Raw genomic sequence first — 13492 nt, 5'->3', positions numbered from 1 at the left:
AGAGCATGGATGAGATCGAGAAGCCCATCGCATCGCCCCCCGGCAGCGCCTGGGGCAGCGACGTCGTCGCCAGCCTGGTGCAGGAAATGGGCTACCGGCACATCACGCTGAATCCCGGCGCGAGTTTTCGCGGGTTGCATGACAGCCTGGTGAACCACACCGGCAACCGCGACCCGCAGATGATCCTCTGCCTGCATGAAGGCAATGCGGTGGCCATCGCGCATGGCTGGGCGAAGATCACCGGGGAGCCGATGGCCGTGGTGCTGCACAGCAATGTCGGGCTGATGCATGGCACGATGGGGCTGTTCAACGCCTGGTGCGACCGCGTGCCGATGCTGGTGCTGGGCGCGACGGGGCCGGTGGATGCGGCGGCGCGGCGGCCCTGGATCGACTGGCTGCACACGATGAGCGACCAGGCGGCGCTGGTCCGGCCGTTTCTCAAATGGGACAACCAGCCGGCTTCGGTGCCGGCGGCGGTGGAGGCGCTGCTGCGGGCGAACCTCATCACGCGCAGCGCGCCCTGCGGGCCGGTCTATGTGAACCTCGATGCGGCGTTGCAGGAAATGCGGCTGGAGGCGCTGCCGGCGCTGCCGGACGTTTCCCGATACGCGCCGCCCCCGCCTTCCATACCCGCGCCGGCGACGGTGGATGCCGCGGTGGCGATGATCCGCGCGGCGAAGCGGCCGATGATCCTGGCGGGGCGCGGCGCGAGGACCACCGCCGACTGGGCGCGCCGCGTGGCGATGGCGGAGGCGCTGGACGCCGTCGTGCTGACCGACTTCAAGGTGGGCGCGGCCTTCCCGACCGACCATCCGCTGCACGCCGCGGCGCCGACCACCTTCCTGACGGAGAAGGCGCAGGCCGCGCTGCGCGGCGCGGACCTGGTGCTGGCCTTCGACTGGGTGGATCTGGCGGGGACGCTGAAGCAGGCCAGCGGATTCGAGGGGCGGGTGATCCACGCGACGCTCGACCAGCAGCTGCATAACGGCTTCGGGATGGAGCATTTCGGCCTGCCGCCCGTCGATCTCCACCTGGCCTGCGAGCCGCAGATCGCGCTGCATGCCATCGCGGATGCGCTGGGCGTGGGCCCCGGCACGCCACCGGAAGACCTGCCCGCCTGCCCGGCCCTGCCGCCGGCCTCGCCCGATGCGATGCTGGATGTGGGCACGCTGTCGGCGGCACTCGGGGAAGGGCTGCACGGCGTGCCCACCTGCCTCGTGCGGCTGCCGCTGGGATGGCGGGGCGAGACCTGGCATTTCCGGCATCCGCTGGACTATCTCGGCGGCGATGGCGGCGCGGGGATCGGCGCGGGGCCGGGGATGCTGACGGGCGCCGCGATGGCGCTGGAGGGCACGGGGCGGCTGCCGGTCGCGGTGCTGGGCGATGGCGACACGCTGATGAGTGCGACGGCCTTCTGGACGGCCGCGCATTACCGCGTGCCGATGCTGGCGGTGATCTGCAACAACCGCAGCTTCTACAATGACGAGGTCCACCAGGAACGCGTCGCCAAGCAGCGCAACCGGCCGGTCGAGAACAAGTGGATCGGCCAGCGCATCGCCGACCCCGACATCGACATCGCCGCGCTGGCGCGGGCGCAGGGTGCCACGGGGATCGGGCCGGTGCACACGGCCGGCGAACTCGCCGCCGCCGTCAGGGATGCGGTGGCGCGGGTCAGGGCCGGGGAGACGGTGGTGATCGATGCGCGCGTCGCACCGGGATATTCGGCGGCGATGACGGCGGGACTGACGCGACATAGTTGAACCGGGCACAGCTGACGGCCGGAAAGGCCGCGGCATTTCAGGGAGGAGAAGAACGATGCAGCGACGTTCGTTCCTGGGCGCGGCCATCGCCATGGCGGCCGCGCCCGCGCTGGCGCAGGATTTTCCGGCGGCCACCTTGCGCATGGTCGTGCCCTTCACGCCCGGCGGCAGCAACGACCTGATGGCGCGGCTGATCGCGGAAAGGCTCGGCGCGCGCTGGGGAAAGCCCTTCGTGGTGGAGAACCGGCCGGGTGCGGCCGGCAATATCGGCACGGAAGCCGTGGCGCGCAGCGCGCCGGATGGCGCCACCTGGCTCTTCGCGCCGAACCAGGTGCTGACGACCAATCCGCTGACCATGCGCACCAGCTTCGACCCGCTGCGCGACCTCGCCTTGGCAGCGCGCGTCGCGCGGGTGCAGACGCTGCTGGTGGTGAATCCGTCGACCGGCATCCGCGACGTGCGCGGCCTGGTGGCGGCGGCGAAGGAGAGACCGGGGCAGCTTTCCTACCCCTCCTCCGGCGTCGGCAGCTTCCAGCATTTCGGCGTGGCGCGGCTGGTGGGGGAGGACATGGTGCATGTCCCCTATGGCGGCGCGGCGGCGCTGATGCCGGATTTGCTGGCGGGGCGGACGCATGCCTTCTGCGGCGCGCTGAACAGCCTGCTGCCGCATGTCCGCGCCGGCACGCTGCGCCCCCTGGCGGCGATGACGCCGGCGCGCGCCAGCCTGCTGCCGGAAGTGCCGACCATCGCGGAGGCCGGCTTCCCCGGGGAGGAGACGGAGATCTGGGCCGGTGTCGTGCTGCCCGGCGGCACGCCGCGTGGCATCGTCAACCAGGTTCATGCGGCGCTGGCGGGATTGTTCGCGGAGCCGGAGGTGGTGGCGCGGCTGGCGGAACAGGGGATCGAGCCCGCGGTGCAGGGCCCTGAGGAATTTGCGGGCACGGTGCGCGCGGAACTCGCCGCGAATGGCGCGCTGGTGCGGCGGCTTGGACTGAGACAGGGACAGTAGAATGTCGAACACGCTGCCGACGGCGCGGCTTTCCTATTTCTCCCACTGGATGGACCCGGTGGCGCTGCGCGTGCTGGGGGCGGAGCCGAATATCGCGCTCGATCACCTGCAATTCGGCATGGACCGCGCGACACTGGATGCGGCCTTCGCGCAGGCGCATGGCTACCACGCATTGCCGCGTGTGGAGATCCAGGAACCCTGGTTCTGCGACGCCGCGCTGCTGGCCCGCGCGCCGAACCTGCTGGCGGCGTGTTCGTCGGGTGCCGGCTTCGACGTGATCGATGTGGAGGCCTGCACCAAGGCCGGCGTGATCGTCTGCCACCAATCCGGCACCAACAAGGAAGCGGTGGCGGAGCATGTGCTGGGGCTGATCCTGGCGCTGTCGAAGAAGATCGGCGTGGCGGACAAGATGCTGCGCCGTCAGGCGGGGCTGGATCGCTTCGCCGTCACGGGGCGCGACATCCGCGGCAAGACGCTCGGCCTGGTCGGCATCGGGCAGATCGGCACCCGCGTGGCGGAGCTGTGCCGCGGGCTGTTCGGGATGACGGTGCTGGCCTGCGATCCGTATCTGGACGCCGCGGAAATCGCGGCGCGCGGCGGCACGAAGGCCACGATGGAGGAAGTCTTTGCGCGCGCCGACTTCGTCTCCGTCCATGTACCGCGCAACAGGGAGACCTTCGGCATGATCGGCGCGGCGCAATACGCGGCCATGAAGCCGACGGCCTATTTCATCCAGACCTCGCGCGGCGGCATTCATGACGAGGGCGCGCTGGCAGAGGCGCTGGCGGCGGGGCAGCTGGCGGGGGCGGGGCTGGATGTGTTCCTGAAGGAACCGCCGCCGCCCGATCATCCGCTGCTGGCCTTCGATAACGTCATCGTCACGCCGCACAACGCCGGCATCACGCAGGAAGCGCTGCACGACATGGCGGAAGGCGCGGCGCTGCAATGGGCGCAGATCTTCCGGGGCGAGGTGCCGCCGCGGCTAGAGAATCCGGAAGCGTGGCCGCTGTATTCGAAGCGCTTCGAGGCGGCGTTCGGGTTTGCGCCGAAGGCGTTGGGGTAGGCGTTTCCCCCCCTCACCCAACCCTCTCCCCCTGTCAGGGGGAGAGGGCTTTTCGAGTCAGCGGATCACCGGCCTGTCGCCGTGGCTCTCCGTCGGCACGCCGCGTTCCAGGGACAGATGGCTGTGCACGGCGATCCAGCCATCGGCCCCGCGCATCAGCACCAGCGTGGCGCGGCCGGGGCGCGGGAAGGGCGTGCCATCGGCGTGGAAGCCCGTGCTGGCGAAGGGCGCGATGGCGATGGCCAGGCTGGCATCGGCGCTGGCCAGGACACGGGCCGCGTCCTGCACGAAGGTGAAGTCCGCTGTGCGGGGCCAGACGCTGTCCCATTGGCGGTCGCGGAACTGGGCGAACCCTTCCAGCACGGCCTGGTGGGTGCCGAAGGCCAGGACCTGGTCGTGCCACATCGGCGTCGCCGCCCGGTAGTCCACCGCGCGCACCGCGGCGGCGAAGCGCGCCATCCAGGCCAGCACGCCGGCGCGGGTTCCGGCATCGGCCTCGGGCAGGGCATCCATCGGGGCATTCCTCGGTTTGCGCGGTATCGCGGGGAAGGGTAACGCTTCAGCCCGGATCAGGACCAGGAGCGGTGCATGACGACGAAGCGCGTTGTTCTCATCACCGGCGCGGGGTCCGGCATCGGCGCGGGCTGCGTGCGCCGGCTGGCAGCGCCCGGCACCGCGATGCTCCTGCACACGCGCAGGAATGCGGAGGGGCTGGACCGCGTGGCGGCAGCCGCGCGCATGGCGGGGGCGGAAGCCGTGACGATGCTCGGCGATATCGGCGATGCCGCCCTGCCGGCGGCGCTGGTGGCGCGCGCCATGGAGGAATTCGGCGCGCTCGACGTCGTGGTCACGGCGGCAGGCTTCGCGGACAGGACGCCCTTCGCCCAGGCCGATGACGCCATCTTCCAGAAATCGATCGACGGCGTGCTGTGGGGGTTCCTGCGGACGGCGCGCGCCGCGCTGCCGCACCTGATGGGGCGCGATGCGCCGAGGATCATCGCCATCTCCTCCTTCGTCGCGCATGTCTTCCGCACGGATGTCAGCACCTTCCCCGCCAGCGCGGCCGCGAAGGGCGCGGTGGAGGCGCTGGTGCGGGCGCTGGCGGTGGAGGCGGCGAAGGGCGGCGTCACCGTGAATGCGGTGGCGCCGGGCTACACCCGGAAGGACCCCGGCGCCCATGCGGCGCTGAGCCAGGCGCAATGGGATGCGGTGACGGCGAAGATCCCGATGGGCCGCCTCGGCACGCCGGATGATGTGGCGGAAGCGGTGGCCTATTTCGCCTCACCGGCCGCGGGCTATGTCACCGGGCAGGTGCTGCATGTGAATGGCGGGCTGATCTGAGGGTCGCTTGATCCTTCGTCACGGGCGGCATGAAAAAGGCCCGGCGCCTTGCGGCACCGGGCCCCCTTCCCCGCGGATCGTGACCGATCAGCGGCGCATGCGGACGTGACGGAGTTCCAGGTCTTCCTGCACGCGCAGCGGCAGTTCGGCCACCGTCTCCCGCACGCCGAAGATCTGCGGCTCCTGGTGCAGCGGGATCATCGGCAGCAATTCGCGGAAGCGCGCCCAGTACTGGCCCGCCAGCTGCTGGCGCTTCGGCTGGTCCGTCTCCACCGCGATCTGGCGGAGCAGTTCCGCCATCTGGTCGTCCTGGAAGCGGCCCCAGTTGAAGCTGCCCTCGCCCAGCAGTTCACGCCCCGGGTTCGTCATGTCGAAATTGCCCGGCGTCCAGCCCAACAAATAAAACTGGTATTCGCCATTGGCGCCGCCCTGCAGGAAGCGGCCGAAGGGCACGGCGTTGAGCCGCGCCTGAATGCCGACGCGCTGCAGCATGCTGACGGCGGCCTGGCAGATGGCCTCGTCATTCACGTAGCGGTTGTTGGGGCAGTTCAGCGTGGTGCGGAAGCCCTGGGGGAAGCCGGCTTCCGCCAGCAGGCGGCGCGACGCATCCGGGTCGAAGGGCAGGCGTTCATTCGACGCCGCGTCGAAGCCGCCGATCGCCTGGGCGATGGGGATGCCGGCGGCGACGGTGGAGTTGCGCAGGATCACGCGGGTGATCGTGTTCATGTCGATCGCCTGGTACATGGCCCGGCGCACGCGCGGGTCACGCATCGGGTTCGGCGTGCCGGGCGCGTCCAGGTTCTCCGGCCGGGCCGTGTCCATGGCGAAGTAGATGCTGCGCGCGGTCGGGCCCTGGATCAGGCGGATGCCCTGCGCCTGGGACACGCGCTGAACGTCCTGCAGCGGCACGTGGTACATCACGTCCAGTTCGCGGGACAGCAGGGCGGCCACGCGCGTCGGCGCGCTGGAAACAGGGCGGAAGACGGCGCGGGTGATGCCGTGCTGCATCGCGGCCGCATCCCAGTATTCGGCGTTCGGCACCAGCACGGTGCGTTCATCCGCCAGGCGCTCCACGACGCGGAAGGGGCCCGTGCCGTTGGTGTTCAGCTGGACGAAGGTGCTGGTGGCACCTGGCTGGCCGGCGCGCGCCACGGCCATGGCGTTGTTCGCGCGGACCCAGTTCGCGTTCATGATGAAGAACAGCGTCAGGTCCTGCAGCAGGATCGGGTTCGGGCCGCGGGTCTCGATCTCCACCGTGAAGTCGTCCACGGCGCGGACGGCGGTGACGGATTGCAGCGTGTAGGCCATGTCGTTCTGGCGCACGCGCTCAGCCGACATCACCACATCGGCGGCGGTGAAGGGCTCGCCCCCGTGGAAGCGGACATTGCGGCGCAGGTGGAAGCGCCAGGTGGTGGCGTTCACCTGTTCCCACCGCTCCGCGAGCGCCGGGCGGACGCTGCCATCGGGCTGCCGCTTCACCAGCGGCTCATAGACATTCTCCTTCATCGTGTTCGTCACGCCGTGGTTGTTGGCGTGCGGATCGAGGCCGAGGATGTCGTTGGCCGTGGCCCAGGTGAAGGTGGTGGCGGCAGCCGGCGCGGCGGGCGCCGTCGCGGCGAAGACGGCACCCAGCGCCAGCGCGCTGACCGCGCCGCGCAGCAGGGTACGGAGGGGTGAAGCCTGCATGGTCTTGTGTCTCTTCCCGGTTCGGAGGCGCCGGAAGATGCTTGAGGCCCCATCCCCTGTCCAGCGGGGAAAACCTCGCTAGCGCCTGGGATGCAGGTGGTGCGCCAGGGTGCTTTCCTCGACCATCGCGGCGTAGGTCAGGCTCGCCCGGTGGGCCCAGATGTTGTCCGGCACATGCAGCGGCAGCACCGCCATGTCCTGCCCCATCGCCACCCGCTGCGCCTGGCGGATCAGCTGATCCCGCGCCGCCGGATCGGCCGCGCCGCGGGCCTGTTCCATCAGCCCGTCGAAGGCCGGGCTGGCATAGCGGCCGCGGTTCAACCCGCCGAGGCCCCGTGTCGCGTCGAAGCTGTGCAGCACCTGCGCCATGCCGAGCCAGGCATCGCCGGTGGAATGCCCGAATCCGATGAGGAAGGTGCTGAATTCCCGCCGCCCCGCGCGGGTGAAGAAGACGTTGGAGGGCATGACCTCCACCCGCGCATCCAGGCCGATCCGCGCCCAGAACTGCGCGACCGCCTGCGCGGTCTTGTCATCCTCCACATAGCGGTTGTTGGGGGAATGCAGCGTGATGCGGAAGCCCTCCCCATACCCCGCCGCGGCCAGCAGGCGGCGCGCCTCCGCCGGGTCATAGGCCGGGGCCGCCAGGTCCGGGTCGAAACCCAGTTGCCCCTCGATGGCCAATTGGCCGGAGGCGCGGGCGGCGCCGGACATCACCCGATCCACGATCGCGGCGCGGTTGATGCCGAGCGAGAGGGCATGGCGCACCCGCGCATCCTTCAGCGGATTGGCCGCCAGCGGCCGCCCGTCCCGCGCCGTGACGAAGGGCGATGGGTCATTCGCCTGGTCGAGGCCGATATAGATCATGCGGTTGGAGGAGGCGGAGGAGACCGTGACCTCCGGCCGGGCGCGGAGCCGCGCCACCTCCCCGGGCGGGACGGCATCGACCAGGTCGGCATCGCCCGCCAGCAGGGCCGCGAGCCGCGCGGCATCATTCGCCACCGGCCGCAGCGTGGCGCGGGCGAAGGCGGGGGCCGCGCCCCAATACCCGTCGTTCCGCGCCAAGCGCAGCGCGGAGCCCGGCTGCCATTCGACGAAGCGCCAGGGGCCGGAACCCACCACCGCCCGCCCCGCATTGAAATCCGCTGTCGTCGCCGTGGCCGCGATGCGGGCCGGGATGATCCAGGCCGTCATCGCATTCAGCGGCACGGAGGGATCGACGCCCCGCGACCGGATCCGGATGGTGCGGGCATCCACCACCTCCAGCGCCACGATGCTGCCGGCCAGGCGGATATAGGGCGCGGGGCTGTTGGGCACGCGCGGCATGCGCTCGATCGAGGCGCGCACATCCTCCGCCGTCACCGGCGTGCCGTCATGGAAGCGCGCATCCGGACGCAGCCGGAACTCCCAGAGATCGGGCTCTGGATTGGAGAATTCGGCCAGGCCCGGCACCGGCCGCAGGTTCCGGTCCGACGCGACCAGCGGATCGAAGAGATGCCGCATCACCGCCTGGTTGGCACCGACCAGCGCGAAATGGGGGTCGAGCGAGGAGGTCTCCGTCTGGATCGCCACCCGCGCCTCCTGCGCCGCGGCCACCACCGGCAACAGCACCGCCGCCACCATCATCCAACCACGCATCGCCGGTCGCCCCCCAAGGGTGGTGCAGGGCACAGCCTAGACCCGGGGGGCGGGGTTGGGCGAGGGCGGGGCCATCCCGGGGAAAAGGGCTCCGCCCTCTCCCCCGGACCCCTTCACCCGCCGAGGGCCAGCGGGCCCTCGGAACCCATGGGATTGGTCGGTGATGGGAGGGGCGCCGCGCGCAGCCCCTCGCCGGGCGTGCCACCCCCGCTACAGGAACCCCACCGGGTCCACGTCCACCTGCACGCGCACGCTGTTCGGCAGTTTGACGCGGGCGAGCCAGTCGCGGAGCAGGGGTTGGATCTGGATGTCCTTGCGGGCTTTCAGCAGCAGGCGGCGGCGGTGGCGGCCGCGCAGCAGGGCCAGCGGCGCCGGGGCGGGGCCGAGGATTTCGACGCCCTCGGCGCGGGGGGCGGCAAGGCCGAGGTCGCGGGCGGCGCGGTCGGCTTCGCGTTCGTCTTCCGCGCTGACGATGAGAGCGGCGAGGCGCCCATAGGGGGGCCAGTGGCCGGGGCGGCGGCCGGCGGCTTCTTCCGCCATGAAGGCGTCGAGGTCGCCGGAGACGAGGGCGCGCATCACCGGGTGGTCCGGGTTGAAGGTCTGCAGCAGGACGCGGCCGGGGGCTTCGGCGCGGCCGGCGCGGCCGGAGACCTGGTGCAGCAGTTGCAGGGTGCGTTCGGCGGCGCGGAGGTCGCCCCCCGCCAGGCCGAGATCCGCGTCCACCACGCCGACCAGCGTCAGGTGCGGGAAGTGCCACCCCTTGGCGACGATCTGCGTGCCGATGATGAGGTCCACCTGGCGGTTCGCGATGGAATCGGCGGCGGCGGTGGCGGCGGCGGGGCCGGGGATGGTGTCGCTGGCCATGACGATGCGGCGGGCATCGGGGAAGAGTTCGGTCGCTTCCTCCACCACCCGTTCCACGCCGGGGCCGACGGGGGTCAGGGTGCCCGGCGCGTTGCATTCCGGGCAGGTCGGCGGGATGGGCTCGGCATGGCCGCAATGGTGGCATTGCAGGCGGCGCTGGGCGCGATGTTCGACCAGCCAGGCGGTGCAGTTCGGGCAGCGCATCCGGTGGCCGCAGGCGCGGCACAGCGTGAGTGGCGCGTAGCCCCGGCGGTTCAGGAACAGCATGGCCTGTTCGCCGCGGGCCAGTGTCTCCCGGATCGCCTCGATCAGCGGGGGGGCGATGAAGCGGCCGCGTTCGGGGGCGTGCTGGCGGAGGTCGATCGCCTCCACCCCCGGCATCCCCGCGGCACCGTGGCGCTGGGGGAGGTCGACATGGTCGTAGCGCCCGGCCTCCACATTGTTCAGCGTCTCCAGCGACGGCGTGGCGGAGACGAGGATGCAGGAGGCCTGGGACAGGCGGGCGCGGACCACGGCCATGTCGCGGGCGTGGTAGACGACGCCGTCTTCCTGCTTGAAGGCGGTCTCGTGTTCCTCGTCCACGATGATGAGGCCGAGGTCCGGGAAGGGCAGGAACAGCGCGGATCGCGCGCCGACCAGGACCTGCACGCCGCCTTCCGCCACGGCGCGCCAGGTGCGCGCGCGGGTGCGGCTGCCGAGTTCGGAGTGCCAGAGGGCGGGGGCGACCCCGAAGCGGGCGCGGAAGCGGTCGAGCCACTGGGCGGAGAGGGCGATTTCCGGCAGCAGGACCAGCGCCTGCCGGCCCCTTCTGAGACACTCCGCGACGGCGTCGAGGTAGACTTCCGTCTTGCCCGATCCCGTGACGCCGGTCAGCAGCGTGACGCCGAAGCGGCGTTCGGCCACCTTCTCCCGCAGCCTGGTCGCGGCGGCGGCCTGGTCCGGCAGCAGGGTGGGGCCGGGGTGTTCGGGGTCCGGCGCGGGAAACAGGTCATCTTCCGGCAGCAGGGCCGGCACCAGCAGGCCGGCATCGGCCAGGCCGCGCACCACGGCGGGGGAGACGCCGGCGGCCTCGGCCAATGCGGTGCCGGACATCACTTCACCGGGCGGCAGCGCATCCATCACGCGGAGCCGCGCGGGGGTCATGCGGGGGTCGGGGGCGTTGCGGCCCTCGCTGGGGGCGCGCTGCCAGCCGGCCTTGGCGGAGGGGGGGGTGAAGGCGCCGGGGCTCGACATCGCCATCCGCAGCACGGCGCCGGGGGGGCTCAGCGTGTAGGCGGCCACCCATTCGACGAAGCGGCGCAGCGTCTCGCCCATCGGGGGCACGTCCAGCACCGCCATCACGTCACGCAGACGTGAGGGGGCGAGGTCGGGATCGGCCTCTCCGTCCCAGACCACGCCCAGCATCTCCCGCCCATTGAGGGGGACGGCCACGAAGGCGCCACGGGGGGCGTGCAGGCCGTGGGGCAGGCGATAGTCATAGGCGCCGGCGGCCAGGGGGAGTGGCAGCAGGACCCGGACCCGTGGCGCGGAAGCCACGCCGGCAGGTTGGTTCGGGGGCGAAGACTTCCGCCCGGAGGCGCGCATGCTATAAGCTCCAGAGCGAACGAAAGCGAAACGATTTTCGCTTGTCCGGCGGCCGCACCGCAAGGAATGCGCCGCCGGTCGACCGGCCAAAGGGACCAAGCCTGATGAAGTTCTTCGTCGATACCGCCGATGTGGCCGATATCCGCAGCCTGGCGGAAGCCGGCCTGGTCGATGGCGTCACCACCAACCCGAGCCTGATCGCCAAGTCCGGTCGCAAGATGGCGGAAGTCATCGCGGAAATCTGCGCCATCACGGAAGGGCCGGTGAGCGCGGAGGTCACGGCGACGGATTTCGCGGGCATGCTGGCGGAGGGCCGGTTCCTGCGCGGCATCGCGCCGAATGTCTGCGTGAAGGTGCCGCTGACGGAAGCCGGGCTGCGCACCTGCAGGGCGCTGTCGCAGGAAGGCACGCCGGTGAATGTCACGCTCTGCTTCTCCGCCGCCCAGGCGCTGCTGGCGGCGAAGGCGGGTGCCACCTTCATCTCGCCCTTCGTCGGCCGGCTGGACGACATCTCCACCGACGGCATGGCGCTGATCGCGGACATCGTCCAGATCTACCGCAACTACCCGACCCTGAAGACGGAGGTCCTGGTCGCCTCCATCCGGCACCCGATCCACCTGGTGCAGTCCGCCAAGCTCGGTGCCCATGTGGCCACGCTGCCGCCGGCTGTCATCCGCCAGCTTCTCAAGCATCCCCTGACCGAGGCCGGGCTCGCCGCCTTCCTCGCCGATTGGGCGAAGACAGGGCAGAGCATCCTGTGACATCGAACGCCGCGACCCTCCTCGACACCGCGGGCGCTGCCCCGGCTGGCCACCCACTGACGGCTGAGGAGGTCGCGGCGTATCTGCGCGACCATCCGGACTTCCTGGTCCGACACCCCGACCTGTACCGCGCGCTGGTGCCGCCGCGCCGGGTGCATGGGGAGAATCTCGCGGACCACATGGCGGCGATGGTGGCCGCGGAGCGCGCCCGCACGCGGCAATTGGAGGCCGAGGTGCAGGCCGCCATCGATGATGGCCGGGCCGGCGCGGCGCTGGTGCTGCGGGTCCGGCTGGCGACGCTGGCGCTGATGCGGTCCCGCGACATCCCGGAAACCGTCAGCCAGGAACTGCCCGCGCTGCTGCGCATCGAAAGCTGCGCGATCTTCGCGGAGCCCGCCGGCGCGCCATCCTTCCTGCCGGGCCGCCGGGCGCCGGCGGAGACCGCCCTGCCCCGCCAGGGCGTGCGGATGCTGCCGCCGGGGACCATCGCCAGGCTGGTCGGGCGCGGGCGGGATGCGCGCGTGCGGACCGAGATCACGGATGCCGAATTGCTGCACGCGGAGGCCGCGGCCCTGGTGACGCGGGACGCGGTGGCGCGGGTGCCGCTGTGGTGCGGCACGCCCTGCATGCTGGCGCTGGGCGCGCGGGATGCGGCGGCACTGCCGGCGCGGCAGGCGGTGACGACGCTCGCCTTCCTCGGCCGCGCGGTGGCGGCGGCGCTCTCTCGCTGATGCCGGGCCGTTGATGGAAGCGCCGGAGGCCGTCGCTGCCTGGCTTCGGATGCTGGCGCAGGAGCGGCGCGCCAGCGGCAATACGGTGGAGGCCTATGGCGCGGACCTCGCGCTGTTCATCGATTTCCTGACCCGGCACCTGGGCGAGGTGCCGGATACGACCGCGCTCGCCACGCTGCGGCCCGCCGATATCCGGGGCTTCCTGGCGGAGCGCGCGCGGGTGGGCGACGCCAATGCCACGCGCGCCCGGCGCCTGGCGGCGATCCGGGGATTCCTGCGGGACCTGGCGCGGCGGCGGGGCCACAAGGTGGCGGCGCTGGCGGGGATGCGCGGGCCGCGCGCGGGGGCGCCGGTGCCGCGGGCGCTGTCGGCCGCCGATGCCAAGGATATCGCGGCGAATATCGGCGGCGTGCATGACCCCGACCGGTCCGAACAGCCGCGGATGCAGGCGGCGCGGGACGTGGCGCTGTTCACCCTGCTCTATGGCTGCGGGCTGCGGATTGCGGAGGCGCTGGCGCTCGACGTGAAGGATGCGCCGCGGGCGGGGCAGGATGCCGCGCTGCGGGTCACGGGCAAGGGCAACAAGCAGCGCCTGGTGCCGGTGCTGCCGGCGGTGCGCCAGGCGATGGAGGCCTGGCTGGCGGAGCACCCCGATCGCCACCCGGACAGCCCGCTCTTCGTGGGCGCGCGGGGGGGCAGGCTCGACCCCGCCGTGGCGCAGCGGCATCTGCGGCACTGGCGGCGGCTGGCGGGGCTGCCGGAACACGCCACGCCCCATGCGCTGCGGCATTCCTTCGCGACGCATCTGCTGGGGGGCGGGGCGGACCTGCGGGCGATCCAGGAACTGCTGGGCCATGCGAGCCTGTCCACGACACAGCGCTACACGCGGGTGGATGCGGCGGCGCTGCTGGAGACGTGGCAGAAGGCGCATCCACGGGCGGATTGAGGGGATTTCGCGGGTTGCCGCAGGGGGAGCGCTGCTCCCCCTGCACCCCCTCGCCAAGGGCCAGCGGGCCCTTGGAACCCAGGCCATTGCTTCGCTGCCTTCCCCACGGCAG

The 13492-nt window shown here is 71.7% G+C and carries 11 protein-coding genes; 7 read left to right on the top strand and 4 right to left on the bottom strand.

Features of this window, described 5'->3' with window-relative positions; all coding sequences use genetic code 11:
* The first annotated feature begins 5 nt into the window (after nucleotides 1-5).
* From BM041_RS05245 to BM041_RS05235, 3 genes are read left to right on the top strand one after another with little or no spacing between them, the layout of a single operon-like run.
* Nucleotides 6-1760 carry a thiamine pyrophosphate-binding protein gene (locus tag BM041_RS05245; RefSeq protein ID WP_092956424.1) on the top strand — a complete coding sequence of 585 codons (1755 nt, stop codon included), beginning with the start codon at nucleotides 6-8 and terminating at the stop codon, nucleotides 1758-1760.
* A gap of 55 nt (nucleotides 1761-1815) precedes the next feature.
* Nucleotides 1816-2769 carry a Bug family tripartite tricarboxylate transporter substrate binding protein gene (locus BM041_RS05240; RefSeq protein ID WP_092956422.1) on the top strand — a complete coding sequence of 318 codons (954 nt, stop codon included), beginning with the start codon at nucleotides 1816-1818 and terminating at the stop codon, nucleotides 2767-2769.
* A gap of 1 nt (nucleotide 2770) precedes the next feature.
* Nucleotides 2771-3832 carry an NAD(P)-dependent oxidoreductase gene (locus BM041_RS05235; protein ID WP_092956420.1) on the top strand — a complete coding sequence of 354 codons (1062 nt, stop codon included), beginning with the start codon at nucleotides 2771-2773 and terminating at the stop codon, nucleotides 3830-3832.
* A gap of 57 nt (nucleotides 3833-3889) precedes the next feature.
* On the opposite strand, the gene BM041_RS05230 is transcribed toward BM041_RS05235, so the two are convergent.
* Entirely contained in the window at nucleotides 3890-4345 is a 456-nt protein-coding gene (locus BM041_RS05230) for a YybH family protein (RefSeq protein WP_092956417.1), read from the bottom strand.
* 75 nt (nucleotides 4346-4420) lie between these two features.
* On the opposite strand from BM041_RS05230, the gene BM041_RS05225 reads away from it, so the two are divergent.
* Nucleotides 4421-5173, top strand: a complete 753-nt coding sequence (locus tag BM041_RS05225; RefSeq protein WP_092956414.1) for an SDR family NAD(P)-dependent oxidoreductase — start codon at nucleotides 4421-4423, stop codon at nucleotides 5171-5173.
* An 87-nt stretch (nucleotides 5174-5260) separates the two neighbouring features.
* Here BM041_RS05225 and BM041_RS05220 read toward each other — a convergent pair whose 3' ends face one another.
* From BM041_RS05220 to BM041_RS05210, 3 genes are all read right to left on the bottom strand, one after another.
* Complete coding sequence (locus tag BM041_RS05220) at nucleotides 5261-6859, bottom strand: ABC transporter substrate-binding protein (protein WP_092956411.1); 1599 nt, start codon at nucleotides 6857-6859, stop codon at nucleotides 5261-5263.
* 78 nt (nucleotides 6860-6937) lie between these two features.
* Nucleotides 6938-8494, bottom strand: coding sequence for an ABC transporter substrate-binding protein (locus tag BM041_RS05215; protein ID WP_092956408.1), 1557 nt, complete (start codon nucleotides 8492-8494; stop codon nucleotides 6938-6940).
* Between the two features lie 210 nt (nucleotides 8495-8704).
* Nucleotides 8705-10942, bottom strand: a complete 2238-nt coding sequence (locus BM041_RS05210) for a primosomal protein N' (RefSeq protein ID WP_092956406.1) — start codon at nucleotides 10940-10942, stop codon at nucleotides 8705-8707.
* 104 nt (nucleotides 10943-11046) lie between these two features.
* Here BM041_RS05210 and fsa point away from each other — a divergent pair, with 104 nt between their 5' ends.
* Genes fsa through BM041_RS05195 form a run of 3 tightly spaced genes read left to right on the top strand, consistent with a single transcriptional unit; the run spans nucleotide 11047 to nucleotide 13380 of the window.
* Nucleotides 11047-11703: a fructose-6-phosphate aldolase gene (gene fsa / locus BM041_RS05205; protein WP_092956403.1), complete on the top strand. Its 657-nt coding sequence runs from the start codon at nucleotides 11047-11049 to the stop codon at nucleotides 11701-11703.
* Nucleotides 11700-12434 (top strand): DUF484 family protein, encoded by a 735-nt coding sequence (locus BM041_RS05200; RefSeq protein ID WP_175533746.1) that lies wholly within the window; start codon nucleotides 11700-11702, stop codon nucleotides 12432-12434. The genes fsa and BM041_RS05200 overlap by 4 nt, the downstream gene beginning before the upstream one ends.
* 13 nt (nucleotides 12435-12447) lie before the next feature.
* The gene (locus BM041_RS05195) at nucleotides 12448-13380 is read left to right on the top strand and encodes a tyrosine recombinase XerC (RefSeq protein ID WP_092956397.1); all 933 of its coding nucleotides are present in this window, start codon (nucleotides 12448-12450) and stop codon (nucleotides 13378-13380) included.
* Nucleotides 13381-13492: the final 112 nt, after the last annotated feature.

It is taken from the genome of Falsiroseomonas stagni DSM 19981, assembly GCF_900114315.1.
In the GTDB taxonomy this organism is placed as follows: domain Bacteria; phylum Pseudomonadota; class Alphaproteobacteria; order Acetobacterales; family Acetobacteraceae; genus Falsiroseomonas; species Falsiroseomonas stagni.
Note: the sequence above shows the minus strand (reverse complement) of the source record. Positions and strands in the feature narration are given on the sequence as shown.

Excerpts from the sequence above, each read along its gene's own strand:
- BM041_RS05210 (WP_092956406.1), bottom strand. The coding sequence starts at position 10,942 with ATGCGCGCCTCCGGGCGGAAGTCTTCGCCCCCGAACCAACCTGCCGGC.
- BM041_RS05245 (WP_092956424.1), top strand. The coding sequence starts at position 6 with ATGGATGAGATCGAGAAGCCCATCGCATCGCCCCCCGGCAGCGCCTGG.
- BM041_RS05195 (WP_092956397.1), top strand. The coding sequence starts at position 12,448 with ATGGAAGCGCCGGAGGCCGTCGCTGCCTGGCTTCGGATGCTGGCGCAG.
- BM041_RS05240 (WP_092956422.1), top strand. The coding sequence starts at position 1,816 with ATGCAGCGACGTTCGTTCCTGGGCGCGGCCATCGCCATGGCGGCCGCG.
- BM041_RS05225 (WP_092956414.1), top strand. The coding sequence starts at position 4,421 with ATGACGACGAAGCGCGTTGTTCTCATCACCGGCGCGGGGTCCGGCATC.
- fsa (WP_092956403.1), top strand. The coding sequence starts at position 11,047 with ATGAAGTTCTTCGTCGATACCGCCGATGTGGCCGATATCCGCAGCCTG.
- BM041_RS05235 (WP_092956420.1), top strand. The coding sequence starts at position 2,771 with ATGTCGAACACGCTGCCGACGGCGCGGCTTTCCTATTTCTCCCACTGG.
- BM041_RS05230 (WP_092956417.1), bottom strand. The coding sequence starts at position 4,345 with ATGGATGCCCTGCCCGAGGCCGATGCCGGAACCCGCGCCGGCGTGCTG.
- BM041_RS05220 (WP_092956411.1), bottom strand. The coding sequence starts at position 6,859 with ATGCAGGCTTCACCCCTCCGTACCCTGCTGCGCGGCGCGGTCAGCGCG.
- BM041_RS05215 (WP_092956408.1), bottom strand. The coding sequence starts at position 8,494 with ATGCGTGGTTGGATGATGGTGGCGGCGGTGCTGTTGCCGGTGGTGGCC.